Consider the following 21,952-nt stretch of genomic DNA (forward strand, 5'->3'; position numbering starts at 1 on the left):
GACAGCAAGGAGACAAGCCCATGATTCCCAAGCCCCTCCGGCAGGCGCGCAGCCGAGCGCTCAGCTGGCACCGCACCCTGGCGCTAGCCGCCTGCGCGCTCTTCGGTGCGGCCGGCGCCCATGCGCAGGCCTACCCGAGCAAGCCCGTCAAGCTCATCATTCCCTACGCTGTCGGCGGCTCTACCGACCAGACGGGGCGCCTGCTGGCGCGCTCGCTGTCGGAGCGGCTCGGCCAGGCCATCGTTGTGGAGAACCGTGCCGGTGCCGGCGGCGCGGTGGGCCACGAGTTCGTCGCCAAGGCGCCGGCCGACGGCTACACCCTGCTCTTCAGCGCGGCAGGGCCGCTCACGGTGACACCGCACACCTACGCCAAGCTCAGCTACGAGCCCATCAAGGGCTTCGAGCCGATCACGCTCGTCGCCACGCAACCGCTGCTGCTGGTGCTCAATCCGGCCATGAAGGCCGGCAGTGTGGCGGACCTGGTGCAGGAGGCCAAGGCCAAGCCCGGCAAGCTCACCTACGGTTCTTTCGGCAACGGCAGCGCGGCACACCTCGCCGGTGAGTACTTCAAGACGCTGACCGGCGTGGACATGGTGCATGTGCCCTACAAGGGCAGCGGACCCGCGCTGGTCGACCTGGTCGCGGGTCAGATCGACTTGATGTTCGACGTGTTCAGCACCGCAGCGCCGTTGGTCAAGGGCGGCAAGCTGAAGGCGATCGCGATCACCTCCAGTGACCGCTCGCCGCAGTTCCCGCAGGTGCCCACCATGCAGCAGGCGGGCGTCGCAGACTTCGAGGCCGGCACCTGGTTCGGCGTGCTCGCGCCGGCCGGCACGCCGGCACCCGTGATCGAGAGCCTGTCGAAGGCCATCAACGCATCGCTCGAAGAAAAGGAGCTGCGCGACACGCTGGCGTCGCAGGGCGCCACGGTGCGCGGCGGCACGCCCGAGCAGTTCAACCGCTTCTTCCTGGCCGAGTACGAGAAGTGGGGAAAGATCGTGAAGTCGGCGGGCGTGACGGCGGAGTGACGCTCCATCTGGGGTGCCCACTCGGCCCGGGCCGAAGGCCGGCTGACGCGCCGGAGACAGTCGGGCTAGGAGGCTCCTTCGCGCCTTCGTCCGTGCCCGATCTTCCTGAGGCGTCCAACCACCTCCGCGAGCTTCAAGGGCGGCAGCTCGATCGTGGGAACGTCGGCAGCCCTCAGCGGACGCACGACCTGGAAGCCCCAGACGAGCGGCTCGGTCTTCCCGCCTTGTGCGGGCGTATAGGCCCGGCCTTCACTGTCGACCGTGATCTCCACGTCCTGGATGTATTGTGTCGAGCCGTCGGCAAGATCGACGTAGGGCTCGAGCAGCACTTCGGGCCCGCTGTCGAGCAGCTTGCTCACAACCCGGTGACCGTTGCAGACAATGATGTCGGCCGCCTGCAGAGCCTGAAACAAGGTAGTCCTGAAACTCATGGACGCATTGTCCCTCCTCAACGGGTCGGGGAGCGCACCGCGTCCGGCGTCGTGCCTACTCGGCGTCGTTACGGCCTGGCTTCACGAACCCTGCAGCGTTCTCGCCTTTCCCAGGCTCCGCCTCGTCTTCGAGGGCATCTTCCTCTTCGGGAACATCCCGGCGCGCGTCTGGATCCGGCACCAGCACCGGCTTGTTCTGGGGCGGCTTGACGTACTCGGTCATGGTGCTCTCCTTCCAGAAGATGCGCGAGTCGGCATGAGCTGGGCTGCAAGGTCCATCCACTCCTTGTGGAGGACATCGATCTGGCCGAGCTTTCGCTCCATGGCCTCCACGTCCAGGGGTTCACCCGCCATGACAGCGTCCATCATGTCGCGGTGCTCATCTGAAGCACGCTTCCAGGCGTCGAAGCACTCTCGGACCTTGTCTGGTGTCGGCATCATGTTTCTCCTGCCCAGCTGTGGGTGTCGGCGATGGGATGAACTCCAAAATGGTCTCCATCAAGCTATCGCGCGGGGGGCCCCCAGGTCTGTAGGAGCCGACCGCGTGAAGTGCCGCGCCATGCAAATACCGCATGGTCGGTGGCACCATCGACCTCGAGAATCTCGCAAACGACGCGGCTACGCTCATTAACTTCCTGCTTAAGACCTCCGGCGGAAGGAGCGTGCATATCTACGGCACATCTTCGCGGGCAGCTCCCCGACAGCGCGGAGCAGATTGCGGCGTTTTTCTTTTCGCAGACTTTCCTTGCAGCTCGTCCTGGGACAGTGGAACTGTTCCGTGGAACGCAGCGCTCCACTGCACAAGCCAGGCGACGTGCGCTCATGATGCAAGCCGCACCGCCTGTGATCGACTTCGCTGACATCACGGCGCCTACGCTACTGCTGGCCGGAGGTGCCGACCGTCTAATTCCGCCAGCCGAAACCTTCGACCTCGCTCGGCGAATCGTACACACTCACCAGCAAGAGCTATCCGACCTGCCGCATGTCGGAGCAATTGAGGATCCCGAGCGAGTAGCTCATGCGATCAGGAACTTCCTTCTGCCGTCTGAATTTACGTGAGTATGCAGAAATTCAATGTCGCCCGGCCACTTGACTGCTCAACACGTTTCCGCAGCTAGCTGCAACGTCGGTATCGTGCCAGCTGCATCGGGACCAGGCTGCGCTCACCCACTGCACCTTCGCGCGGACCATATCCCGGGTATTCGGCCAGGATCACGCGCAGGCCCAGGTGGGGTCAGTGCTGCGGCATATGTCGCTGAGATGCCCCGGATGCCCCGCATTGCCGTGGAACACGATCGTCGTGCCGCGCGACGTGCCTGGCTGCTGTTCCCGTACCTGCAGATGATCGGCCCGGCGGCAGCGCAGGCGCTCAAGCAGCGCGTGGCGGCGGAATTGAAGACCACCTTTGCCACCCACTACGCGCAATGAAGTCGCGGTGATCGACGCGCTGGTGAAGGTGCGCGACACCGTCGAGGCCAAGCAATCGCTCATCACTGTGAGCAAAGACAAACTGCCCTGGCGAAGTCACCATGACAAGTACCAAGCATATGAACTGGAAGACTTGCCTCATTCGGTGGCCTCGTGAGAGAAGATTTCCTTGGCCGCAAAGAGGCCGTTGAGCGCTGCAGGAAAGCCGGCATAAACGGCCATCTGCATGATGACTTCGACAATTTCCTGCCGAGAACAGCCGACGTTGCGGGCACCGTGGATATGGACCTTGAGTTGCGGCGAAGCGTTCCCCATCGCTGTGAGCGCCGCCACGACGGCGAGCTCGCGAGTCTTGAGATCGAGCCCCGGCCTCGAATAGATGTCGCCGAAGGGAAACTCGATGATCAGGCGGGCAAAGTCAGGGGCGATGTCCTTCAGGCTCTCGATCACCGCTTCGCCAGCATGACCATCGACCTCCTTGAGCTTTGCCCAGCCGCGCGCATACCGTTCTTCATTCATAAAAGCAGTTGCCTTTCCATTTGTCTACGCCGTCACTCTACGGTTGGAGCGAAAGCCCATCCAATACCTTTTCCGTGATACCTTTTTGGTATGGATGAATTGGTCGACCTGCGGCAGTTTCGGTACTTTCTCGCTGTCAGCGAGGAATCCAATTTCGGGCGGGCGGCGGTGCGTCTGCATATCTCGCAACCACCGCTGAGCCGACAGATCCGTCAGTTGGAAGAACGGCTCGGCGTTGAGCTGTTCGTGCGGACCGGGACAGGCGTCACGCTGACAAAGGCAGGCGCGGCATTCTTGCCGGAGGTCAAGCGGACGCTGGCTCAGGCGGACAAGGCGGTTGCGGCCGCAAAGGCGGCGCGAGGCACCGAGAGCGGCCGGTTCGTTGTCGGCTACACCACCGTGTTCGATCGAAGTGCCATTCCCGATGTGTTCGAACCCTTGCATGAGGGCTTCCCCAGCTGGCGGATTGCCACCAGGGGCAAGCATTCGATCAGCCTCGTGCGCGAGATCAAGAATGGATCGATGGATGTTGCGTTCATTGGCTTGCACACCGAGGCCAAGGGTCTACGGGTCGAGACGCTGCTCGAGGAGCCGCTCGTGGTCGCGTTGCCTGCCAGTCATCGGCTTGCTCGCAAGCGCAGGATCGGATTCGACGACCTTCGCGAGGAGTCGATTTTCCGCTTCGAGCGCCGGCTCAATCCGGGCTTCTACGACCACTGCCAGGCGTTCTTCGAACGGATCGACTTCAGGCCCCGCGCCATTCCAGAGCCGGATGATCACCATATCCTGCTCGGGCTCATCGCGGAAGGACGAGGCATCGCGTTCATCTCGGCGTCGCTGCAGCATGTCAAGCGGCAAGGCGTTGTCTTTCGACCGCTCAAGGAAGAAGCAAGGAAGCTGTCGAGCGGCATCGCCGTCGCCTATTCCGAGAGCAACCCATCAGCAGTCCTGGCCCATTTCCTCGAGCTCGTGAGGCGCGAGGTGCGGCAAACAGAAGATCGATTGACTCCGAACTGAGCGCACAACCTGACGGTCCTGACGCACCCCGGCCTGGATGCCGTTTTCGAAGCGCGCAGCCTGGTCGGCCTGCGCTGTTCAGGCGCGAGCGGGTTTTGCCGGCATGCGCCCATCGATATCGGTGAAGCCGTACTCCTCTGCCAGTTCGGCCACCAGGTGGAGCTGACCCGTTTTTTCCATGATCCGCGAATCCGCGGCCAACCCCGCGACGGCGCGACCCGCGAACTCCGGCGATTCGCCGTTTTCCATGATGCGCTGGGCCAGCGCTGGCGGCATGCGCTCGGGCTGCGCCAGGAACTTCTCGCTCTTGATGAAGCCGGGCCAGATCACCACCGCGGCGACGTTGAATGGCTTCAAGTCGTGGGCCATATCCTTGGCCATCTTGTCGACGCCCGCCTTCTGCACACCGAAGGGCACGTTGAACGTGTAGCGGACAGCGCCGCCCGAGGAGGTGTTGACGATCAATCCTTGTCTGCGCGCCACCATCCTGGGCGCCGCACAGCGACTGGCAACGTAGTGAGATCGCAAGCCGACGCGCAGCAGGGTTTCCCAGATCTCGTCGTCGAGTTCCCAGAACGGGACGTTGACCGGCATCCGTGCGGGGGCGGCAAAGACGTTGTTGACCAGCACGTCGATCCTGCCGTCCTGCTCGTCGTGCACGCGCTCGAAAACCCGCTTCACGCTGTGGTCGTCGGCATGGTCGCAAAGTACGGGAATGCACGTCCCGCCGCGCCGAGCGATCTCGCCCGCGGTCTCCTGCAGAGAGCCGGGCCACTGCGAAGTGCCGGGGTCGAGCGTGCGTCCCGTGGCGTACACCAGTGCGCCCGCCTCGCCGAGCGCGACGGCCACGCCCTTGCCCACGCCGCGCGAGGCACCGGTGACGACGGCAACCTTGCCTTCGAGCGGCCTGTTCCGAATCTGCATGACTTCATTTCTCCTTGACGGCGATCCGATTCATCTCCGCTGCGCACCTCGGCGACCCCACGTCGGCCTTCGCGTGCGCCGACCGGGCCATGCCCAGCGCTGCGCGGTTGCGCCACTTGCCGATCAGCGGAAGCACGAAGACGGCCGCGAGCATCACGGCGCCGTAGAGCACGCCGGTGAACTCCTGTGACACCTTCTCGGCCACGTCTGGAACGAACGACAGGAAGGTCGCCGCAATCAGGGCGCCGAGGCCCGACGTCGGGCCGGCCAGCGCCACGCCCACCAGCAGGCTCAGCGAAAGAAAAACCGTGAAGCTGTCCGGCGAGACGAAGTTGGTGAGCTGGGTGTTCAGGGCACCCGCGGCGCCGACCGTGGCCGCACTGACCGCGAATGCGGTGGCGCGCCACTTCCTGACGTTGACGCCGACCGCCATCGCAGCGGTCGGATGGTCGCGCAGCGTGAGCCACGCAAGGCCCGCCGGCCCTGCCAGCAATCGGCGCAGCACGGCATAGATCAGCGCGGCCCAGGCCGCCGTCCACAGCAGGTTCCACGCATCTGCCTTCAGGATGCCGAACGGCGCACCGGCCGGATCCAGGCTCAGGCCGCTGACACCGCCGGTCCAGGACTCGAACAGCGGGTGCTTCAGGAGTTGCGGCAGCGCAATGGCGAGCGCGAAGGTAGCGAGCGCCAGGTACGGCCCCGCGAGCCGCGTGGCCGGCAGTCCGAAGAGATACCCCGCCAGCCCGCAAATCAGCATGGCAGCCGGCACGGTGGCGTAGCCGGGCAGCCAGTGGTGAGAGACCAGGACGCCCGCTGCGTAAGCACCCACCGCGAAGAAGGCCCCATGGCCCAGCGAGATCTGTCCGCTCGCGCCGATCAGCAGTTGGAGCCCGCGAACCGCCAGCGCGAGGATCAACACGCTCGACAGCCTGAACGCCCAGTAGCCCGGAACCAGCAAGGCCACCGCGACGGCGGCGGCCGCCAGCAGCACCGTTGCCGGCATGCCGCGAAGGTGCCACCACTGCCCTGCGGCCCGCTGTCCGGGTCGCTCGGCCGTCGCCTCGCCGGACCGGCCGCCGGCTTTCTTGACCGTGGCTTCAGACACGTTGGATCGCCTTTCCGCCAAGCAGGCCCTGGGGCCGAACGACGAGGACCGCGAACATCAGTACCAGCGCGATCGTGAGCTTCAGTTCATTTCCCGTGACGTAGGCGCCGAGCAGGTTCTCTCCGATGCCGAGCACCAAGCCGCCGAGGATGGCGCCCGGCGGGCTGTCGACACCGCCGACCACCGCCGCGGCAAAGCCGTAGATCATGATGCCGCTCATCATGTGCGGCCCAAGAAAGACGACCGGCGCGGCCAACAGGCCGGCGATGGCGCCGATGGCACCCGCCACGCCCCAGCCGATCATGAGCACGCGGCTGACATTGACGCCCGAGAGCGAGCTCGACAGCGGGTTGAGCGCCGCAGCGCGCATCGCGAGCCCGAGCCGGGTGAACCGGAAGAACGCACTCATGGTCAGCAGCACCGCCAGCGTGACAGCGACGGTGCCGAGCGCATGGCCAGAAAGCAGACCCTGTCCGTAGCGGCCCCAGGCGTCGAAGGGACTCGCGACGCTGTGGCTCTCGTGGCCGAACACCTGGCCCGCCGCACTCTGGATGATGATCATCAGCGCGACGAACACCGTGACGATCGACAGCAGCGGCGCGTCGTGGAGCGGCCGCAGTGCGCATCGCTCGACCAGCACGCCCGCAATGAAGCCGAAGGCGATGGACGCGAGCGCTGCAGCCCAGTACGGCAGGCCCGCTTCGATCAGCGACCAGGCAACGTAGGTGGAGAACATCGCCATCTCGCCTTGCGCAAAATTCACGTGGTGCGTGGCGCGATAGATCATGACCAGGGCGAGCGCCAGCATGGCGTAGATGCACCCGTTCACGAAACCCGCGACCACCTGTTGGGTCAACTCCGTCATCTGCTCTGTCCTTCCGCTTGTCGCCTAGATTCCGAGGTAGACCTTCTTGACCCGCGGATCGCTTCGAAGCGATGCTGCGGTGCCGCTGATCGCAACCCGGCCCGCCTCCAGCACGTAGGCGTGGTGGGCCAGATCGAGTGCGAGGCGCGCGTTCTGCTCGACGATGAGGATGCTCAGCGCGGCGTCCTGGTTGATTTGCGCAAGCACGTCGAAGATCTGCCGCACCACCATCGGCGCAAGACCGAACGACGGTTCGTCGAGCATCAGAAGCCTCGGCCGCAGCATGAGTGCCCGCGCGATCGCAACCATCTGCTGCTCGCCGCCGCTGAGCAGCCCCGCCGGCTTGCCGCGGTAGTCCGCCAGCCGCGGAAAGAGCGCGTACATGCGATCCAGGTCCTCGCGCACACCCGCGCCGCGCTTGCGCGTCATTGCGCCGACCAGCAGGTTCTGCTCCACCGTCAGCTGGGCGAAGGTGCCGCGGCCGTCCGGCACATGCGCCACGCCGAGTCGCGCGATCGCGTCGCTCGGCAACCCCTGGATCGGCTGGCCGTCGAGCAGGATCGTCCCTTGGGTTCTTACCAGCACATTGCTGATCGAACGCAGAACCGTGGTCTTGCCGGCGCCGTTCGCACCAAGGAGCGCCGTGATACCACCCCGCGCCACCTCGATATCGACCGACTGAAGTACGGCCGTGGCCTGGTAGGTCGCATGCAGGCCCCTCACCTGCAGCATCTGCGCGCTCATGGCTCGCCTCCGAGGTAGGCCCGGACCACGTCCGGATTGGCCGCCACCTCTTCGGGCCTGCCCTCGGCGATCTTGTGGCCGAATTCGAGCACCACCACCTGATCGGACACCCGCATCACGAGGTTCATGTGGTGTTCGATCAGCAGCACCGAGATACCCATCCGGTCGCGGATCTCGAGGATCCACTGCAGCAGTTCCTCGACCTCCTCGTGGTTCAGCCCGGCGGCCGGCTCATCGAGCAGCAGCATGCGAGGCCGCATCGCGAGTGCGCGCGCGAGTTCGACACGCTTGCGCGTTCCGAACGACAGCTGCGACACCGGTGTGTGGGCAACCTCCTGCAGGCGCGCGAACGCGAGCAGTTCGTCGACGCAGCCGTCGACCTCGCGGCGGTCTTCCCTGCCCCTGCGGTTGCGCAGGAGCGCCGAAAAGTGCCGTCCCCCGAAATGCAGGAAGCAGCCCGTCTCCACGTTCTTGCGCACCGACTGCCGGTCGAACAGCGCCACGTTCTGGAAGGTGCGCGCGATGCCCAGCCGGGCCACCTCGTACGCGCACGCCGACCGCAGGTTGCGCTCGTCGAATGTGATCGTGCCTTCGTCCGGCTCGTAGAGCCGGCTCAGGCAGTTGAACAGCGTGGTCTTCCCCGCGCCATTCGGTCCAATGATGCCGCAGATGACGCCGTGCCCTACCGAGAACGAGACGCTCGCCAGTGCGCGGATGCCGCCGAACCGCAGGCCCAGGTTGTCCACGCGAAGGAGCGGCGCACCCTGCATCCCGTCTTTCTCGTTCACGATCGGTGCCCCTGGGAGATCGAGATACATCAGGCCACCGGCATCCAGCGAGTCCCGTCGAAGCGCTGCAGGCGCAGCTGCTGCACGGCGCGGTAGTCGACTGGCGACGTGTTGACCGTGAACCCCGGAATCAGCGCCGGCAGCGCCACGTTCTTGAGCGAGGTGGCTTCCTTCAGGATGCGCTCGGAGCTCAGGTCGTCCCCGCAGCGTCGCAGCACCTCGGTCATGAGAAAGCCCATGCTGTAGCCGACCAGGTTCAACTGCTCCGTCGTGTCACCCTCGGGGTAGTATTTCTTCATGAAGGCGAGCCACTCGCGATAGGCTGCATCGTTCGCCCATTCGGGATCGCCGGCCGACTTGCTTGGCGTGGCCGAGACCAGACCGACGCACTTGTCCAACCCCGCCACGCGCAGCACCGTCGCGATGAAGTTGCTCGTGATCGGGATGATGTGCAGCGGCTTCCACGGAAGATCGCCGATCTTGCGGATTGCCTGGATCGTGAACTTCGGGCTCGTGATGTTCATGAACACATCGGCCTGCGTGCCCGCCAGGCTGATGATCTGCGAGTCGATGGTCGGTGCAGTCACTTCGTAGCCGGCCGCGGCCACCACTTGCACCTTGCTGCCGACTTCCTGCAGCCGTCGCTTGAACGCGCTCAGGTACTCCTTGCCGAAGTCGTCGTTCTGATAGAGCACCGCGACCTTCGCAACCGGGTTCGTCTTGCCGACGTAGTCGGCATAGGCCGACGCCTCGGTGGAGAAGGTCGGCAGGCCCGGCAGCGTCCATGGATAGTTCTTCGGATCTGCGAACCGGTCGCTGCCGGCATAGACGAAGAGTTGAGGAATCTTCTTGCCGTTGAGGTACTTCTGTACCGCTGCGTTCTGCGCCGTTCCCATGCTCGCGAACATCGCATTGATTTCTTCGCGCTCGACAAGGTTGCGAGTCTGCTCGACGGCCTTGGCGGGGTTGTAAGCATCATCCACTGACAGCAACGTCACGCGCCGCCCATTGACGCCGCCGTTGTCGTTGAGCATCTTGAAATAGCGCGCCTGCACCTTGCCGACGGCGCTCAGCGCAGAGAGCGGCCCGCTATAGGGCATCGTCTGCCCCAGCTTGATCTCGCCGCGGAAATCCGGCTGTGTTTGCGACAGCGCCTGGTCGACGCGGAAGGCCAATGGCGCCAGCGATGCCTGCAGCAAACGGCGGCGGGAGATGGAAAGCGTAGGGACATTCATCGGGGTTCCAGTTCACTGAGACAGCCGCTTCGGCACGCTGGCAAGAGGCAAATTGCCCAACTTTGCTGCCCAATGATTATCTTCCTGGAAAGATAAGTGTCACTAGCATTAACCCTGGGCCGAGCTCACATGGCTGCGATGAGCCGTCGAAGTGCTTCGTCCATATGCCGCAGCTCCGCGCGCCCGACACCACTGGTCTTGACGATGCGCTCCAACGATTGCGCGATGCGCGTCATGGCGGCGTCGGCCACTGCCTGGCCTCGCCGGGTGAGCTTCACCAGCTCCGACCGGCGGTCGTCGGCCGCCGCGGCGCGTTCGATCAACTTTTGCCCGCGCAGGCTGTCCAGTCGCTTGGTGATCGCGCCCGAGGTGACGAGCAGTTCCTTGTAGAGATCGGTCGGCCGCATCGCGCCACCGGTCCCATGGCGGCGCAGCGCAAGCAGCACGTGAAGGTCGCCGACGCTGGTGCCCGCCTGCTTGGCTACCTCCTGCACGCGCCGGTCGTGCAGGTAGTGCGCATGCTCGATGCGCAGGAAGAAGCCCGCGAGCCAGAAGTCGATGTCGGGGCGTTCCTGCGCCCAGGCCTGGGAGATGGCATCGAGACGTTTCGGCTGCAGCTGGCTGACCTTGGTGCGCGGGGCGCTCTCGCCGATCGGCCTGCGCGCCGCCGGGGCAGCGTCGGCCGCCCCCGCCGCGCCGCCCGGGTCCGCGCCGGCCCACTCGAGCAACGCGGCCACGGCGCTGTCGAAGGTCAGTCCCGCCCCGCCACCCTCTGCATCGCCGGGTCCGAGCTTGGTCTGCCGGTACTTTCCATCGCCGATGAACACGCGGCCGTACCAGGCACCGCCGCGGCTGCCCCTGTAGTACCCGATGTGGGTGCGCGGCGAGTGGATATGCCAGTACGGCTTGGCGCGCGGCGGCAGCGCGATGCGCGCCTCGGGCGAGGAGAGATCGATCGACGAGGGAGTGACGGACATGTTCTTCCAGTGATTTATCCAACGCAATTCTACCCAACTTACCCAATCATGCGGGGCTCGACAAGGGAAGCCGCAAGCGATCGCCGGCCGACACGATCCCGTCCATTCCACCCAATTTATCCAACTTCTCTCATGGTGTGTGGCGCTCTCTGCGCCTAGTAAAAACCCTTTGCGCGCTTGACACTTTATCTTCTTGGGAAGACATTTGCGTCAGTTTCCATCCAACCGGCCAATCTGAACAGGTGCAGTCATGACAACCAAGGAAGACAACGAACTCCTCACCCGCGTCGAAGGCGAAGCCCCCATGGGCCGGATGCTGCGGCAGCTCTACTGGGTGCCGGCGATGCTCTCTGCGCGGCTCGAGGCCGGCGGCGCGCCGGTGCGCGTGCAGCTCTTCGGCAACCGCTACGTCGCCTACCGGACGCACGACGGCCGGGTCGGCTTCCTGAACGAAGCCTGCCCCCACCGCGGCGTCTCCCTCGCGCTGGCTCGCAACGAGGACAACGCGCTGCGCTGCATCTTCCATGGCTGGAAGATCTGCGTCTCGGGCGAAGTGCTCGAGGTGCCGAACGAGGCCTCGAATCCGGAATGCTTCCGCAAGACGGTGAAGGTCAGGCACTATCCCGCGGTCGAAGGTGCCGGCCTCGTCTGGGTCTGGCTGGGCGAGGGCGAAGCGCCGGCGGCGCCCAACTTCGAATGGATGGACCTGCCGCCGGACCAGGCCTATTCATGCGGCCTGGAGCTCAACTCCAACTGGCTCCAGGGCGTGGAGGCCACGATCGACTCGTCTCACATCGCGTTGCTGCACCAGAGCCATCTTGCGCATTCGACGATGGACATGGCCGCCGCGCGCGTCAACAACGCGGTGCGCTACAAGTTCGAGGACACGCCCTACGGCTACCGCGCCGCCGCGCTGCGCGAGGCCACCGACGGCCAATGCGTGGCACGCGTGACTGAGTTCGTCATGCCCTACTACGGCTTGATTCCACCGATCAACACGGGCGACGACCAGGACCGCACCGTCATCATCGCAGTGCCGGTCGACGACACGCACCTGATCCAGTGGTACATCTACTACAACACCCGCCGGCCCACCGATTCGATGAAGCGGGCCCAGCGCGCGAACACCTGGCCGATGGCTGGCGGCGTCTGCCACGATCCCGATCGCGCCTGGGGCCAAAACCGCATGCTGATGCAGAACGGCAACCACACGGGCTTCACCGAGATCGTCGTGGAGGATTTCGTGACGCAGGTCAGCATGGGCCCCATCGTCGATCGTTCCGCCGAGTATCTCTGCTCGGCCGACCAGGCGATCATCCGGCTGCGCCGCCACCTCGTGCAGGCCGTCAGGAAGTTCATCGCCAACGAGATGCCGTCGAGCGCCCAGCCCGAGGCGCGCGACTACTCGCGGATCACTGCCACCGGCGGCCGGTTGAAGTCCATCGAGGACGACTGGCGCCACCTGCCCCGCTGAGCGGATGAACACCATGGAAAACAGAGACTCGACGCAGTGGGTGCGCGCATGCGCAGCCGCCGACGTGCAGCCGGGGCAACCAAAGGGCGTCAAGCTTGCGGGCATTCCAATCGCGCTCTATCGCCTGGACGACGGGGTCCATGCCACGCACGATGTCTGCACGCATGCCTACGCGCTCCTGTCCGAAGGCTACATCGAGGGCGACGCGGTCGAGTGCCCGCTGCACGGCGCGCTCTTCGATATCCGCAGCGGCAAATGCCTGGCCGTGGCGACGGCCGACCTCGCGACCTACGCGGTGCGCGAGGACGGTGGCGTGCTGATGGTGGAGGTGCCATGCGCCGACGCGGAGCCGCAGTGACGATGGTTCTGCCCTCCTCGTCCAGCCGCACGGCCGCCGGTGCCGCCCGGCGCGTGGTGATCGTCGGCGGCGGCCAAGCCGCGGGCGCAGCGCTCAAGACGCTGCGGCAGCTCGGCCACGCGGGTCCCATCGTGCTCGTCACCGACGAGGCGCATGCGCCCTACGAACGGCCGCCGCTGTCGAAGGAATACCTCTGCGGGGCGGAGCAGGCCTTGCGTTGGGTCGCACCGGGGACCCTTGCGAACGAGCAACTCGTCGTCAACCGCACGGCCGTGGCCGGCGATGCCGCCAGGAAGACGATCACGTGCAGCGACGGCTCGACCATCGCCTACGACCTGCTGCTCCTCGCTACCGGTGGATCGCCCCGCCGACTGGCCGTCCCCGGCAGCGAGCTCGGCCTGGTGCATGTCCTGCGCAACGCCAGCGACGCAATCGCGCTGCGGCGATCGATCGAGCGATGCGCTCGGCAACAGCGAAGGCTCTTGATCGTGGGCGGCAGCTGGATCGGTCTCGAAGTGGCGGCCATCGCACGGGAGGCCGGCGTCGAGGTCACGCTGGTCGAGCAAGGAGAGCGGCTGTGCGGCCGCACGCTGCCCGCCGCTGCTGCGCACTGGCTCCATGAACTGCATGCGTTGCGCGGCGTGGACCTGCGGATGCAGACCGCCGTCCTGCGCCTCGAAGGCGACGGCGAGGTAGGAAACGCCCGTCTCTCGGACGGGACCGGGCTGGCGATCGGCGCGGTCGTCGCAGGTATCGGCATCACCCCGAACGTTGCGCTCGCACAGCAGATGGGTCTTCGCATCGGATCGGGCATCGTGGTCGATGCACACGGCCGGACCTCGGCGCCGGACATCTACGCCGCCGGCGACGTCACCGAGCAAGCCTGCGCGTGGCACATGGCGCCGGTTCGCATTGAAACCTGGGACAACGCCAACCGCCAGGGCGAAGCCGCCGCAAGACACATCGCAGGCCTGGAATGCGCCGCGCCCGAATGCGCCGCACCGCCATGGTTCTGGTCGGACCAGTACGGCGCGAACCTGCAGGTGCTCGGTGCCCCCACTTGCGGCGATGCGGTGCTCACCGGCACGGGCGGCAAGGACGCGCGGCTCTCCGTGCACCTGCGCGGCGAGACGGTGGTCGGGGCCGTCGGCATCAACGAGTCGCGCGAGATGCGGCGCCTGCGCAAGCTGTGGTCGGCGGAGGGTCCGTTGCGGCGACCCGATCTCGCCAGAGCCGGCTTCGAGCTGCATCAGCTGCAGATCTGATCGGAGGCTCGGCATGCCATCTCGACCACCGCCGATGTTCGTGGCCGATGAGAACTGCGGCCCGCTCGTGCTTGCGCCTCGAGACGACCTCAGGCGCCGCTGCGCGTCGACGGCAAGGCGTGAGAGTGTCGAGGCGGTGCCGCCGCCGGGCAGGGGGCATCGAATCCCGCCAGGTGCACGAACTCCTCCACGCCCTGTCGCGGCATGCCCATCCGGTTCACTTCCGCTTCCGGGTCGCCGAAACCCATGGCCATGCCGCAGACGGTGATCACCTCCGGCGGCATCCGCAGGTGCGGCGCGATGACCGCATGGAAAGGCGCCAGCGAAACCTGCGGACAGGTGTCGATGCCGCGGGCCTTGGCCGCGATCATCACGCTCTGGATGTACAGGCCGAGGTCGAGCCAGCTGTGGGGGTTCAGCCGCGCATCGATGCCGAAGACGAGGCCCACGGGCGCGCCGAAGAAGCTGTAGTTGCGCTCGGTTTGCGCCGCGCGCGCCGGCGCGTCCGTCCGGTCGATGCCAAGGGTGCGGTAATAGCGCAGCGCAAAGTCCGCCTGGCGGGCGCCCAGCGCGCTCGGCAGCGGGTCGGGAAAATGGGTCGCAGGCGAGAAGTCGCCCCGCCTGAAGGCCGCCACGAGCTCTTCGCTCAGTGTCTTCAGCGGCGCGCCCGTCAGCGCATGAACGCACCAGGGCTGGGTGTTGGAATTGCTTGGCGCGGCGGTGGCCACGCTCAGGATGTCGAGCACTGTGTCGCGCGGCACCGGATCGGGACGGTAGGCGCGCACCGACCGGCGCGCGCGCAGGACTGCGTCCACCTCGCGCCACGCTTCGGTCTGCAGCTGCGGCTTCATGTCGCCACCTCAGGCCTGCGGCGGCGCATGGTAGGCGATGCGCCCTGCGGGCAGGAAGAACAGCGCGATGACGGCGCCTCCCTTGGCTTCCGGGTAGTGGTGGCTCCCGGGGCCGGGCGCGGTCCAGCCCGCTTCACACCAGCCGTTGGGGCCCCGGAGCGCGGCGCCCGGCTGCAGGGGCACCACCAGGTTGAACTCCCCGTAGGGATGCGCGTGGTATTGCCCACGGTAGCTGCCCTCGGGGTTGCCCTGGGTATTGCCGGTGCTGTCCATGTAGACCGCCGTGATGCTGAAATGCCGCGTGCGTTCCGATGGTTCGGCGATGCGGCTGCGGCGGTAGATCGGGCCGTCCAGCGCCACGTTGGCGGCCCAGCCGTCCTGCACGCCTTGGCTTACCAGCCGCGCGAGCGTCTGGTAGAGCTCGCTCGCGGGGCCGTACGTCCGGTTCAGCCAGCGCTCGGTCTCGGTGCCGGCCGTCATGTCCTGCACTTCTTCGAGAAAGGGAATGCTGCGTTCGATGAGCGCTTCGCGTTCGGCGTTGGATTCGGTTGGCATCGGGGTCTCCTTTCATTCCTCGAAGCGGAAACCCGAGGCACGCACCATCGGCCCCCAGGCTTCCCGTTCGCGTTGGATCAGCGCCGCGTACTCGCGCGGCGTCAGTGTGCCGGCCTCCAGGCCGACCTGTTCGAAGGCCGCGAGCATCGCGGCGTCCTTGCCGGCCGAGACGATGGACGCATGGAGCGAATTCACGGCGGCTTCGGGCGTGCCCGGCGGCGCGAAGATGCCGTAGGTCTCGGCGCCCCGGATGCCGGCGAAGCCCTGCTCCAGGAAGGTGGGCACGCCAGGCATGAAGCGCGAGCGCTTCTCGCCCGCGACTGCGAGGATGCGAATCCGTCCCTGCTGCATGTACGGGAGAAAGTCGGCCACGAAGCCCAGGTACGTGGGGATCTGCCCGCCAATGAGGTCCTGCAACGCCGGGGCGGATCCGCGATAGCCGACGTGCTGCAGCTTGAGGCCGCCCGCTTCCGACAGCTGGTAGCCGAGGAAATGAGCCACCGAGCCCGCGGCCGGCGAGGCATAGGTGGCGTTGCCGGGCGAGCTCCGCACCCACGCCACGTAGTCCTGCAGATTCCTGACCGAGGCCGGCACGGCGCTGCTCACGCCCAGCGCACAGGTGGCGGTCACCACGGGCGACACCGGCACGAAGTCGGTCACGGGGTCGTACATGAGACGCGTGTATACATGCGGATAGATCGTCATCGCCGAAGTCTGGGTGCACAGCAGCGCGCTCGTATCGGGCCGCTCGCGCTTGAGCATGCTGCTCGCGATGCGGCCGGCGGCGCCAACGCGGTTGTCGACGATGTAAGAGCGGCCCTGCCTGCGCAAGGCTTCGGCCAGCTGCCGGGCAGTGGTGTCGAGCGTGCCACCGGCAGGGTAGCCGACCAGCAGCTTGCCCGGCGTTCCGCCGCCCTGCGCCGTCGCCGAGAGCAGCCAGCCGGCGGCAGGAGCGGCGAGCGCCATGCGCGTGAATGCGCGGCGGGAGAGTCGTGGTGAAGAGTTCATTTGCTTGCCTCGTTGACACCGTTGGTAGGGGTGGAGCGAATGATGGTCTTGCCGCGAATTGAATGGAACTGATGAGTTTGCAAGGACAAAATGCATACCCTGCAACTCACGGAACCGCGCGATGAGCATCGGTCGCATCGATCTCAACCTGCTGAAGGTGTTCGACGCGGTCTACGAAGACCGCAACCTGATGCTCGCGGGCCGACGGCTCAACCTGAGCCAGTCGGCCGTGAGCCATGCGCTGACGCGGCTGCGGGAGCTCGTGGGTGACGAGCTGTTCCTGCGCACTGGCAAGGGCATGGCACCCACCGGGCGCGCCATGGCCATGGCGCCCGCGCTGCGCGATTCGCTGCGGCGCATCGAAGCCACGCTGGGCGTCGAGCCCTTCTCTGCCGGCCAGTCGTCGCGCCGCTTTGTGATCGCTGCCAACGACCATGTCACCGCGGTCATCGTGGCACCGCTCGCGCGCGCGCTGCAGAAGGCGGCGCCCGGCGTGGACCTGGTCATCCGGCCTTCGACGCGGCTGGATCTGGCCGAGCAAATCGACCTTGGCCGCATCGACCTCGCGATCGGCATCTTCTCGCAGGTTCCGGTCCGACTGAACACGCGCACGGTCATGTCGCAGGGCGAGGCCATCCTGATGAGAAAGGGCCATCCGGCCTCGCGCCGCAAGCTGCAGGTGAAGGACCTGGCGCGCTATCCGCTGGTGACCATTTCAGTGGGCGGCCAGGAGGAAGGCGCGGTCGACGGATTCATTTTGGAGCGTGGCCTTGCGCGCCAGTCCGAGATGTTCGACCGTCACGCGCTGGAAGAGGCGCTGCGCGACACCGGGCTGCCGCCGCGGCTGCGCGTGACCGTGCCGCATTCGCTGGCGATTCCGGCGCTGCTGCACGGCAGCGACATGCTGTCGATCGCACCGGCCTCCCTCGCGCAGGCCCTCGCGCGCGGCAGCGGTCACAGCGAACTCCTGTTGCGCCAGCCTCCCTACCGCACCGGACGATCGGTGTTGCGGGCCGTCTGGCACCGACGCAACGACCACGACGCCGCGCACACATGGCTGCGCGAGAGGGTGGCAGAGGCGGCCGTGGCTGCCGGCGGAGTCGAGGAGGCAGGCAGCGAAGGCGCCTGACCCGCGCGCCGCGGCCGTAGCGGTGAGCCCGGCTTCAGCGTGCATGGCGAAGTCCAAGACGGCGCGGATGCGGGCCTTGCTCAGGCAGCGAAGGCGCGCGGCGGGCCGTCGGACGCGCGAAGTATCAGCTCCGGATTCCAGAGCTCCTGAAACTCTTCGGCGAAGCACCGCCTATCTGAGCGTGCCTAACCTCCAATTGTGTGCAGCCTGCGCACCCACGGCCCGCTCACATCAAACGTCTACCGTCCCAAGCTATCGCCCGCGATGTACACACTGGATGACTACAACATAGCCAAGATCGAACTCGATGCGCTAAATCAGCGTTGGGAGAATTACTCAGGCAACAACCCAACCAAGTACAGGGCTGACATCGCGGCAGCCGGTGATAAGGTTCGAGCAATCGAAAGCGCACTGAAGTCAGCAGGTATTCTCCAGCGCACGCCCCAAGAAGAACTGGAACACAAACTCGATTCGGCATATCCGAACGCGCAGAGTTCTGCGGCTGCGTGCTGGGGCTGCTCGTGGCACTGGCGCGGATTTCTCCGTTTCGGCCGTTGCGCTGGTTCGCCTTTTCGTATGTGTCGACCTTTCGTGGCACACCGCTGCTGATACAGATCCTGCTGATCTACTTCGGCCCCTGCCGAGCTACGGCATCGTGATCTCTCCGATTCCCTCTGCGCTGCTTGCGGTGAGCCTGTTCGCCGCGGCCTACCTCAGCGAAAACTTCCGCTCCGGAATCATGGCCGTGGAAAAAGGCCAGTGGGAGGCTGCGTGGGCCATGGGCATGGGCTACTGGAAGGCGCCGTTTCGCATCGTGCTGCCGCAGGCCTTCCGCATCGCCCTGCTCCCGGTGGGCAGCCGGCTCATCGGGCTCATGAAAGACACGTCCCTCGCATCGACCGTCACGGTGGTGGAGCTCACCCGCGTGGCCGAGCAGTTGGGCGCCACGACCTTTCGCTACATGGAGATGTTCCTTATCGTCGGAGCCATCTACTGGTTCATCAACCAGGTGCTCACCATCTTGCAGACCTGGCTCGAAAGCCACCTCTCGAAGCGCTACACATGAACACATCCTCCACTCACATCACTGCCCCGGTGCAGGTGCAAGGCCTGGCCAAGAGCTTCGGCGCGAACCACGTGCTTCGCAGATTGATCTCACGGTGGCACGCGGCGAGGTCGTAGTCATCATGGGGCCCTCGGGTTCTGGCAAGACCACGCTGATCCGCTCGCTCAACTTTCTGGAGATGCCCGACCGCGGCACCATCCGCATGTGTGGCATCGAGATTGCCGATGCGGGCACGAAGCCTTCGGGCGACACCCGTCGCAAGATGCGCGAGATCCGCAAGAAGACCGCGATGGTGTTCCAGTCGTTCAACCTGTTCGGACACATGACGGCGGTGGAGAACGTGATCGAGGGGATGGTGTCGGTGCAAGGCATCCGCAAAGCCTCGGCGCGGCCGCGCGGCCGACCCCGAGCTGCGTGGCGAGGTGCTCAAGGTGATGCGCGACCTTGCAGAGAAGGGCATGACGATGTTGGTTGTGACACACGAGACGCGGTTCGCGAGGGATGTCGCGGACCGCATCGTCTTCATGGAGGGCGGCGTGATCGTGGAAGACGCCTCTCCCGATCATTTCTTCGGACCGTCCGCAAGCCAGCGCTCGAGAGATTTTCTTGGCTTGATCGAAGACTGATTGCCACGCGCAGCAGGGCTGGCAGGGCCCCGCTGCGAAGGACATTCTCAAATGCCCTCGGCCTGCGCGCGTTGACTTTTCCACAGCCAACGCCGCTTCTCCCGAGCTTTCCTTGCACCAGGCGACCAAGGCTGTCACCACCCATCAACGCTTCATGTGTTTGGTGCGTATCAGGCACCACTGTGCGTCCGTTTGCGAGCCTACCGGCGCCTCCTCTGGCTCTCTACGATCAACGGCATGCGGCCTTCTGCCGTGATCCGGGCCCGACAACGCTTCGGTGTTGAACGGCAAACGTTCTGCCAGCCACCTGGCAGGTTAGGCCCGCGCAACCGGGCCGCCCTTTTGGAGATTCCGCCATGTCCCCCACAGATGACACCTTGCAACCCACGAGCGAGAAACCCAAAGATCCAGTGCCCTCCCGTTACGCGCTGCGCATCGGCGATATCGACGCGCTGGTGGTCAGCGACGGCGTGCTGCCGTTGCCCACCTCGACCATGGCCACCAACGCCGACCCGGCAGATCTGGCGAGCTGGCTGGATCAGATGTTCATGCCGCCCGACAAGTACGACTGGCCGCTGAACGTGATGGTGGCCCGCAGCGGCGACCAGAACATCCTCATCGACGCCGGCCTGGGCGGCCAGTTCCCGGGCTTCCCGCGCGCCGGGCAGTTCCCCCAGCGTCTGGCCGCGGCCGGCATCGAACTCGAGTCCGTCACCGACGTGATCTTCACCCACATGCACATGGACCACGTGGGCGGGCTGCTCGTTCCCGGCATCAAGGAACGCCTGCGCCCCGACGTGCGCATCCACGTGGCCAAGGCCGAGGTGGATTTCTGGATCTCGCCCGATTTCTCCCAGACAGTGATGCCCAAGCCGGTGCCGGAGGTGCTCCGCTCGACTGCCAAGAGCTTCTACAACGAATACCGCGATCGCATCCAGACATTCGAGGAGCGCCGCGAGGTGGCGCCGGGCGTGGTGGTCCGCCGTACCGGCGGCCACACACCAGGGCACAGCGTGGTCGACCTGGTGTCGGGCGGTGAGCGCCTGACGTTCGCCGGCGACGCCATGTTCCCCGTCGCGTTCGACCACCCTGACTGGCAGAACGGCTTCGAGCACGACCCGGAGAAAGCGGCCGAAGTTCGCATCGGCCTCCTGCGCGAACTGGCGCAGACCCGCGGGCTGCTGGTGGCCGCTCACCTGCCCTTCCCTTCCCTTGGCCGGGTGGCGATCGACGGTGACATCTTTCGCTGGGTTCCGATCATCTGGGACTACTGAGCGCGGCCTGCGGCGCGCAAGCAGGCTGCCGGCCTGTCGCGCCGCATCGTCGATGCCCAGGATTTTTCTTCTCTCTCGCGCTCTTCGCGAACGGGTACCTCAGCCGCACTGAGGGCGGAGCCACACATGACTCATCGCCTCAACTACATCAAGCAATCGCCCGAGCTCTTCAAGAAGCTGATCGAGTTCAGCACGCTCGTGGACAACGGCACCATCGAGCAGACCGTTCGGGACCTCGTCGCTATCCGCGCCTCGCAGATCAACGGCTGCGCGTTCTGCCTCGACATGCACATCAAGGAAGCAAAGATCCACGGCGAGCGCGAACTGCGCATTCACCATCTGGCTGCATGGCGTGAATCGACGCTGTTCGTTCCCCGCGAGCGCGCGGCCCTGGCTTGGACCGAAGTGCTGACCAAGCTGCCCGAGCAAGGCGTGCCCGACGACATCTACGAGCGCGTGCGCACACAGCTGTCGGAAAAAGAACTCTCGGACCTGACCTTCAGCGTCATGGCCATCAATGCATGGAACCGCGTGAACGTCGCGTTCCAGACTGTGCCGGGGTCATCCGACAAGGCCTTCGGCCTGGACAAGGCAAACCTCTCCTGAGTTCTTTTCGCAGGCGTCGCCGCCTCTGGCGGTGCCGCTTGCTCTTCCTGCGCGATACACCCTTCGCGCCGAAGACCGATGGCGTCTCGGGAGCACAACCTCCTTCGCCCTCGATGGCTGCGCCTCGCAGATCATTCCCTTTTTTTCCCCTTCGACTTCCTTCTCGCCACATCGTGGTGGCGCAGCCGTGTGTCTTGGAACAGCGCGCTTTCGTTCGCACTGAAGCGGTGTTACGCCGCCATTGATGCCACTGGCTCACTGCGGCGTTTCGCTCGACAGGGCTACCGCATCGAGCTGTCGAAACCTAGATTTGAGTGCAACAGATGCAGAACGTGCGAACCGGTTTCCCTCATCGCACGCTATGCCTGTCCATCCGCCTTCAACGCTTTTTGCGCTCGATGGTTCCCTCAAATTTCTGGAGCAGTTGATGACGAAAAGAATCCTCCTCGCGGCGCTGCTGGCCGGCCTCACCACATCGATATCGATCTGTGCGATCCAGGCAGCCGGTGCTATCGCGCTTGCGCCGGCGACGGCCGAGGCCCGGGTCGCCAGCACATTCCTCTCGCTCGATCTGTCGTATCCGGCGCCCCAGGAGCCTTTGGACCGCACGCCGATCACGCCGACAGAGACGGTAGGCGCCGCGCCCTATGAGCCCTTCTGATCGATGCGTCTGCACGAA

The 21,952-nt window shown here is 65.6% G+C and carries 27 protein-coding genes and 2 pseudogenes; 14 read left to right on the plus strand and 15 right to left on the minus strand.

Annotation, left to right across the window (positions count from 1 at the left end; all coding sequences use genetic code 11):
• The first annotated feature begins 20 nt into the window (after nucleotides 1-20).
• Nucleotides 21-1,028: a Bug family tripartite tricarboxylate transporter substrate binding protein gene (locus E5P3_RS20510; RefSeq protein WP_162587657.1), complete on the plus strand. Its 1,008-nt coding sequence runs from the start codon at nucleotides 21-23 to the stop codon at nucleotides 1,026-1,028.
• A gap of 65 nt (nucleotides 1,029-1,093) precedes the next feature.
• Here the strand turns inward: E5P3_RS20510 and E5P3_RS20515 are convergent, their stop codons facing one another.
• The 4 genes and pseudogenes from E5P3_RS20515 to E5P3_RS36475 all read right to left on the minus strand — a co-directional run.
• Nucleotides 1,094-1,459 carry a hypothetical protein gene (locus E5P3_RS20515; RefSeq protein ID WP_162587658.1) on the minus strand — a complete coding sequence of 122 codons (366 nt, stop codon included), beginning with the start codon at nucleotides 1,457-1,459 and terminating at the stop codon, nucleotides 1,094-1,096.
• A 55-nt stretch (nucleotides 1,460-1,514) separates the two neighbouring features.
• Nucleotides 1,515-1,682, minus strand: coding sequence for a hypothetical protein (locus tag E5P3_RS20520; protein WP_162587659.1), 168 nt, complete (start codon nucleotides 1,680-1,682; stop codon nucleotides 1,515-1,517).
• Nucleotides 1,679-1,897, minus strand: coding sequence for a hypothetical protein (locus E5P3_RS20525; RefSeq protein WP_232073221.1), 219 nt, complete (start codon nucleotides 1,895-1,897; stop codon nucleotides 1,679-1,681). Before E5P3_RS20525 ends, E5P3_RS20520 begins: the two co-directional genes overlap by 4 nt.
• Before the next feature lie 712 nt (nucleotides 1,898-2,609).
• Nucleotides 2,610-2,776, minus strand: a pseudogene (locus tag E5P3_RS36475) (alpha/beta hydrolase); the annotation flags it as partial.
• Here E5P3_RS36475 and E5P3_RS20530 point away from each other — a divergent pair.
• On the plus strand, nucleotides 2,729-2,887 hold the full coding sequence (locus tag E5P3_RS20530) for a hypothetical protein (RefSeq protein ID WP_162584108.1): 159 nt from the start codon (nucleotides 2,729-2,731) through the stop codon (nucleotides 2,885-2,887). The pseudogene E5P3_RS36475 and the gene E5P3_RS20530 overlap by 48 nt on opposite strands.
• Nucleotides 2,888-2,894: 7 nt before the next feature.
• Nucleotides 2,895-3,044: a hypothetical protein gene (locus E5P3_RS20535; protein WP_162587661.1), complete on the plus strand. Its 150-nt coding sequence runs from the start codon at nucleotides 2,895-2,897 to the stop codon at nucleotides 3,042-3,044.
• On the opposite strand, the gene E5P3_RS20540 is transcribed toward E5P3_RS20535, so the two are convergent.
• Entirely contained in the window at nucleotides 3,026-3,406 is a 381-nt protein-coding gene (locus E5P3_RS20540; protein ID WP_162587662.1) for a carboxymuconolactone decarboxylase family protein, read from the minus strand. The genes E5P3_RS20535 and E5P3_RS20540 overlap by 19 nt on opposite strands.
• A 90-nt stretch (nucleotides 3,407-3,496) precedes the next feature.
• On the opposite strand from E5P3_RS20540, the gene E5P3_RS20545 reads away from it, so the two are divergent.
• Entirely contained in the window at nucleotides 3,497-4,423 is a 927-nt protein-coding gene (locus tag E5P3_RS20545) for a LysR family transcriptional regulator (RefSeq protein WP_162587663.1), read from the plus strand.
• 78 nt (nucleotides 4,424-4,501) lie between these two features.
• Here the strand turns inward: E5P3_RS20545 and E5P3_RS20550 are convergent, their stop codons facing one another.
• The 7 genes from E5P3_RS20550 to E5P3_RS20580 form a co-directional block, all read right to left on the minus strand.
• Nucleotides 4,502-5,347: an SDR family NAD(P)-dependent oxidoreductase gene (locus E5P3_RS20550; RefSeq protein ID WP_162587664.1), complete on the minus strand. Its 846-nt coding sequence runs from the start codon at nucleotides 5,345-5,347 to the stop codon at nucleotides 4,502-4,504.
• Between the two features lie 4 nt (nucleotides 5,348-5,351).
• Nucleotides 5,352-6,452, minus strand: a complete 1,101-nt coding sequence (locus E5P3_RS20555; RefSeq protein WP_232073222.1) for a branched-chain amino acid ABC transporter permease — start codon at nucleotides 6,450-6,452, stop codon at nucleotides 5,352-5,354.
• Nucleotides 6,445-7,317: a branched-chain amino acid ABC transporter permease gene (locus E5P3_RS20560; RefSeq protein ID WP_162587665.1), complete on the minus strand. Its 873-nt coding sequence runs from the start codon at nucleotides 7,315-7,317 to the stop codon at nucleotides 6,445-6,447. The genes E5P3_RS20555 and E5P3_RS20560 overlap by 8 nt, the downstream gene beginning before the upstream one ends.
• A 24-nt stretch (nucleotides 7,318-7,341) precedes the next feature.
• Nucleotides 7,342-8,061 carry an ABC transporter ATP-binding protein gene (locus E5P3_RS20565; protein WP_162587666.1) on the minus strand — a complete coding sequence of 240 codons (720 nt, stop codon included), beginning with the start codon at nucleotides 8,059-8,061 and terminating at the stop codon, nucleotides 7,342-7,344.
• Nucleotides 8,058-8,831 carry an ABC transporter ATP-binding protein gene (locus E5P3_RS20570; RefSeq protein ID WP_162589768.1) on the minus strand — a complete coding sequence of 258 codons (774 nt, stop codon included), beginning with the start codon at nucleotides 8,829-8,831 and terminating at the stop codon, nucleotides 8,058-8,060. Before E5P3_RS20570 ends, E5P3_RS20565 begins: the two co-directional genes overlap by 4 nt.
• Nucleotides 8,832-8,878: 47 nt before the next feature.
• Nucleotides 8,879-10,084 carry an ABC transporter substrate-binding protein gene (locus E5P3_RS20575; RefSeq protein WP_162587667.1) on the minus strand — a complete coding sequence of 402 codons (1,206 nt, stop codon included), beginning with the start codon at nucleotides 10,082-10,084 and terminating at the stop codon, nucleotides 8,879-8,881.
• 125 nt (nucleotides 10,085-10,209) lie between these two features.
• Complete coding sequence (locus E5P3_RS20580) at nucleotides 10,210-11,061, minus strand: MarR family winged helix-turn-helix transcriptional regulator (RefSeq protein ID WP_162587668.1); 852 nt, start codon at nucleotides 11,059-11,061, stop codon at nucleotides 10,210-10,212.
• 250 nt (nucleotides 11,062-11,311) lie between these two features.
• Between E5P3_RS20580 and E5P3_RS20585 the strand changes: the two genes are divergently transcribed.
• From E5P3_RS20585 to E5P3_RS20595, 3 genes are read left to right on the plus strand one after another with little or no spacing between them, the layout of a single operon-like run.
• Complete coding sequence (locus E5P3_RS20585; protein ID WP_162587669.1) at nucleotides 11,312-12,535, plus strand: Rieske 2Fe-2S domain-containing protein; 1,224 nt, start codon at nucleotides 11,312-11,314, stop codon at nucleotides 12,533-12,535.
• A 13-nt stretch (nucleotides 12,536-12,548) separates the two neighbouring features.
• Nucleotides 12,549-12,893 (plus strand): non-heme iron oxygenase ferredoxin subunit, encoded by a 345-nt coding sequence (locus E5P3_RS20590; protein WP_232073223.1) that lies wholly within the window; start codon nucleotides 12,549-12,551, stop codon nucleotides 12,891-12,893.
• Nucleotides 12,869-14,158 (plus strand): NAD(P)/FAD-dependent oxidoreductase, encoded by a 1,290-nt coding sequence (locus tag E5P3_RS20595; protein WP_232073225.1) that lies wholly within the window; start codon nucleotides 12,869-12,871, stop codon nucleotides 14,156-14,158. Before E5P3_RS20590 ends, E5P3_RS20595 begins: the two co-directional genes overlap by 25 nt.
• A gap of 89 nt (nucleotides 14,159-14,247) precedes the next feature.
• Here E5P3_RS20595 and E5P3_RS20600 read toward each other — a convergent pair whose 3' ends face one another.
• The 3 genes from E5P3_RS20600 to E5P3_RS20610 are packed head-to-tail and all read right to left on the minus strand — an operon-like array spanning nucleotide 14,248 to nucleotide 16,572.
• A complete protein-coding gene (locus E5P3_RS20600) occupies nucleotides 14,248-15,009 on the minus strand; it encodes a nitroreductase (protein ID WP_162587672.1) in 762 nt (253 codons plus the stop codon).
• 9 nt (nucleotides 15,010-15,018) lie between these two features.
• The gene (locus E5P3_RS20605) at nucleotides 15,019-15,564 is read right to left on the minus strand and encodes a 4-hydroxylaminobenzoate lyase (RefSeq protein WP_162587673.1); all 546 of its coding nucleotides are present in this window, start codon (nucleotides 15,562-15,564) and stop codon (nucleotides 15,019-15,021) included.
• 12 nt (nucleotides 15,565-15,576) lie between these two features.
• Nucleotides 15,577-16,572, minus strand: coding sequence for a tripartite tricarboxylate transporter substrate-binding protein (locus tag E5P3_RS20610; protein WP_162587674.1), 996 nt, complete (start codon nucleotides 16,570-16,572; stop codon nucleotides 15,577-15,579).
• 121 nt (nucleotides 16,573-16,693) lie between these two features.
• Between E5P3_RS20610 and E5P3_RS20615 the strand changes: the two genes are divergently transcribed.
• The 7 genes and pseudogenes from E5P3_RS20615 (at nucleotide 16,694) to E5P3_RS20640 (ending at nucleotide 21,934) form a co-directional block, all read left to right on the plus strand.
• The gene (locus E5P3_RS20615) at nucleotides 16,694-17,701 is read left to right on the plus strand and encodes a LysR substrate-binding domain-containing protein (RefSeq protein WP_162587675.1); all 1,008 of its coding nucleotides are present in this window, start codon (nucleotides 16,694-16,696) and stop codon (nucleotides 17,699-17,701) included.
• A 506-nt stretch (nucleotides 17,702-18,207) separates the two neighbouring features.
• Nucleotides 18,208-18,360 carry an ABC transporter permease subunit gene (locus E5P3_RS35815; RefSeq protein ID WP_232073227.1) on the plus strand — a complete coding sequence of 51 codons (153 nt, stop codon included), beginning with the start codon at nucleotides 18,208-18,210 and terminating at the stop codon, nucleotides 18,358-18,360.
• Complete coding sequence (locus E5P3_RS20620) at nucleotides 18,357-18,767, plus strand: amino acid ABC transporter permease (protein ID WP_232073228.1); 411 nt, start codon at nucleotides 18,357-18,359, stop codon at nucleotides 18,765-18,767. The genes E5P3_RS35815 and E5P3_RS20620 overlap by 4 nt, the downstream gene beginning before the upstream one ends.
• Nucleotides 18,764-19,393, plus strand: a pseudogene (locus tag E5P3_RS20625) (amino acid ABC transporter ATP-binding protein). The gene E5P3_RS20620 and the pseudogene E5P3_RS20625 overlap by 4 nt, the downstream one beginning before the upstream one ends.
• A 356-nt stretch (nucleotides 19,394-19,749) precedes the next feature.
• Nucleotides 19,750-20,667 (plus strand): MBL fold metallo-hydrolase, encoded by a 918-nt coding sequence (locus E5P3_RS20630; protein ID WP_162587676.1) that lies wholly within the window; start codon nucleotides 19,750-19,752, stop codon nucleotides 20,665-20,667.
• Between the two features lie 126 nt (nucleotides 20,668-20,793).
• A complete protein-coding gene (locus E5P3_RS20635; RefSeq protein ID WP_162587677.1) occupies nucleotides 20,794-21,273 on the plus strand; it encodes a carboxymuconolactone decarboxylase family protein in 480 nt (159 codons plus the stop codon).
• Nucleotides 21,274-21,700: 427 nt separating this feature from the next.
• Nucleotides 21,701-21,934, plus strand: coding sequence for a hypothetical protein (locus E5P3_RS20640; protein ID WP_162587678.1), 234 nt, complete (start codon nucleotides 21,701-21,703; stop codon nucleotides 21,932-21,934).
• Nucleotides 21,935-21,952 lie beyond the last annotated feature (18 nt).

It is taken from the genome of Variovorax sp. RA8, from assembly GCF_901827175.1.
Classification (GTDB): Bacteria; Pseudomonadota; Gammaproteobacteria; order Burkholderiales; family Burkholderiaceae_C; genus Variovorax.

Coding starts and splice junctions, on each gene's coding strand:
- E5P3_RS20550 (WP_162587664.1), bottom strand. CDS start 5,347: ATGCAGATTCGGAACAGGCCGCTCGAAGGCAAGGTTGCCGTCGTCACC.
- E5P3_RS20510 (WP_162587657.1), top strand. CDS start 21: ATGATTCCCAAGCCCCTCCGGCAGGCGCGCAGCCGAGCGCTCAGCTGG.
- E5P3_RS20520 (WP_162587659.1), bottom strand. CDS start 1,682: ATGACCGAGTACGTCAAGCCGCCCCAGAACAAGCCGGTGCTGGTGCCG.
- E5P3_RS20585 (WP_162587669.1), top strand. CDS start 11,312: ATGACAACCAAGGAAGACAACGAACTCCTCACCCGCGTCGAAGGCGAA.
- E5P3_RS20560 (WP_162587665.1), bottom strand. CDS start 7,317: ATGACGGAGTTGACCCAACAGGTGGTCGCGGGTTTCGTGAACGGGTGC.
- E5P3_RS20570 (WP_162589768.1), bottom strand. CDS start 8,831: ATGCAGGGTGCGCCGCTCCTTCGCGTGGACAACCTGGGCCTGCGGTTC.
- E5P3_RS20575 (WP_162587667.1), bottom strand. CDS start 10,084: ATGAATGTCCCTACGCTTTCCATCTCCCGCCGCCGTTTGCTGCAGGCA.
- E5P3_RS20610 (WP_162587674.1), bottom strand. CDS start 16,572: ATGAACTCTTCACCACGACTCTCCCGCCGCGCATTCACGCGCATGGCG.
- E5P3_RS20515 (WP_162587658.1), bottom strand. CDS start 1,459: ATGAGTTTCAGGACTACCTTGTTTCAGGCTCTGCAGGCGGCCGACATC.
- E5P3_RS20540 (WP_162587662.1), bottom strand. CDS start 3,406: ATGAATGAAGAACGGTATGCGCGCGGCTGGGCAAAGCTCAAGGAGGTC.
- E5P3_RS20600 (WP_162587672.1), bottom strand. CDS start 15,009: ATGAAGCCGCAGCTGCAGACCGAAGCGTGGCGCGAGGTGGACGCAGTC.
- E5P3_RS20615 (WP_162587675.1), top strand. CDS start 16,694: ATGAGCATCGGTCGCATCGATCTCAACCTGCTGAAGGTGTTCGACGCG.
- E5P3_RS20565 (WP_162587666.1), bottom strand. CDS start 8,061: ATGAGCGCGCAGATGCTGCAGGTGAGGGGCCTGCATGCGACCTACCAG.
- E5P3_RS20525 (WP_232073221.1), bottom strand. CDS start 1,897: ATGCCGACACCAGACAAGGTCCGAGAGTGCTTCGACGCCTGGAAGCGT.
- E5P3_RS20530 (WP_162584108.1), top strand. CDS start 2,729: ATGCCCCGCATTGCCGTGGAACACGATCGTCGTGCCGCGCGACGTGCC.
- E5P3_RS20605 (WP_162587673.1), bottom strand. CDS start 15,564: ATGCCAACCGAATCCAACGCCGAACGCGAAGCGCTCATCGAACGCAGC.
- E5P3_RS20630 (WP_162587676.1), top strand. CDS start 19,750: ATGTCCCCCACAGATGACACCTTGCAACCCACGAGCGAGAAACCCAAA.
- E5P3_RS20595 (WP_232073225.1), top strand. CDS start 12,869: ATGCGCCGACGCGGAGCCGCAGTGACGATGGTTCTGCCCTCCTCGTCC.
- E5P3_RS20635 (WP_162587677.1), top strand. CDS start 20,794: ATGACTCATCGCCTCAACTACATCAAGCAATCGCCCGAGCTCTTCAAG.
- E5P3_RS20545 (WP_162587663.1), top strand. CDS start 3,497: ATGGATGAATTGGTCGACCTGCGGCAGTTTCGGTACTTTCTCGCTGTC.
- E5P3_RS20580 (WP_162587668.1), bottom strand. CDS start 11,061: ATGTCCGTCACTCCCTCGTCGATCGATCTCTCCTCGCCCGAGGCGCGC.
- E5P3_RS20590 (WP_232073223.1), top strand. CDS start 12,549: ATGGAAAACAGAGACTCGACGCAGTGGGTGCGCGCATGCGCAGCCGCC.
- E5P3_RS20640 (WP_162587678.1), top strand. CDS start 21,701: ATGACGAAAAGAATCCTCCTCGCGGCGCTGCTGGCCGGCCTCACCACA.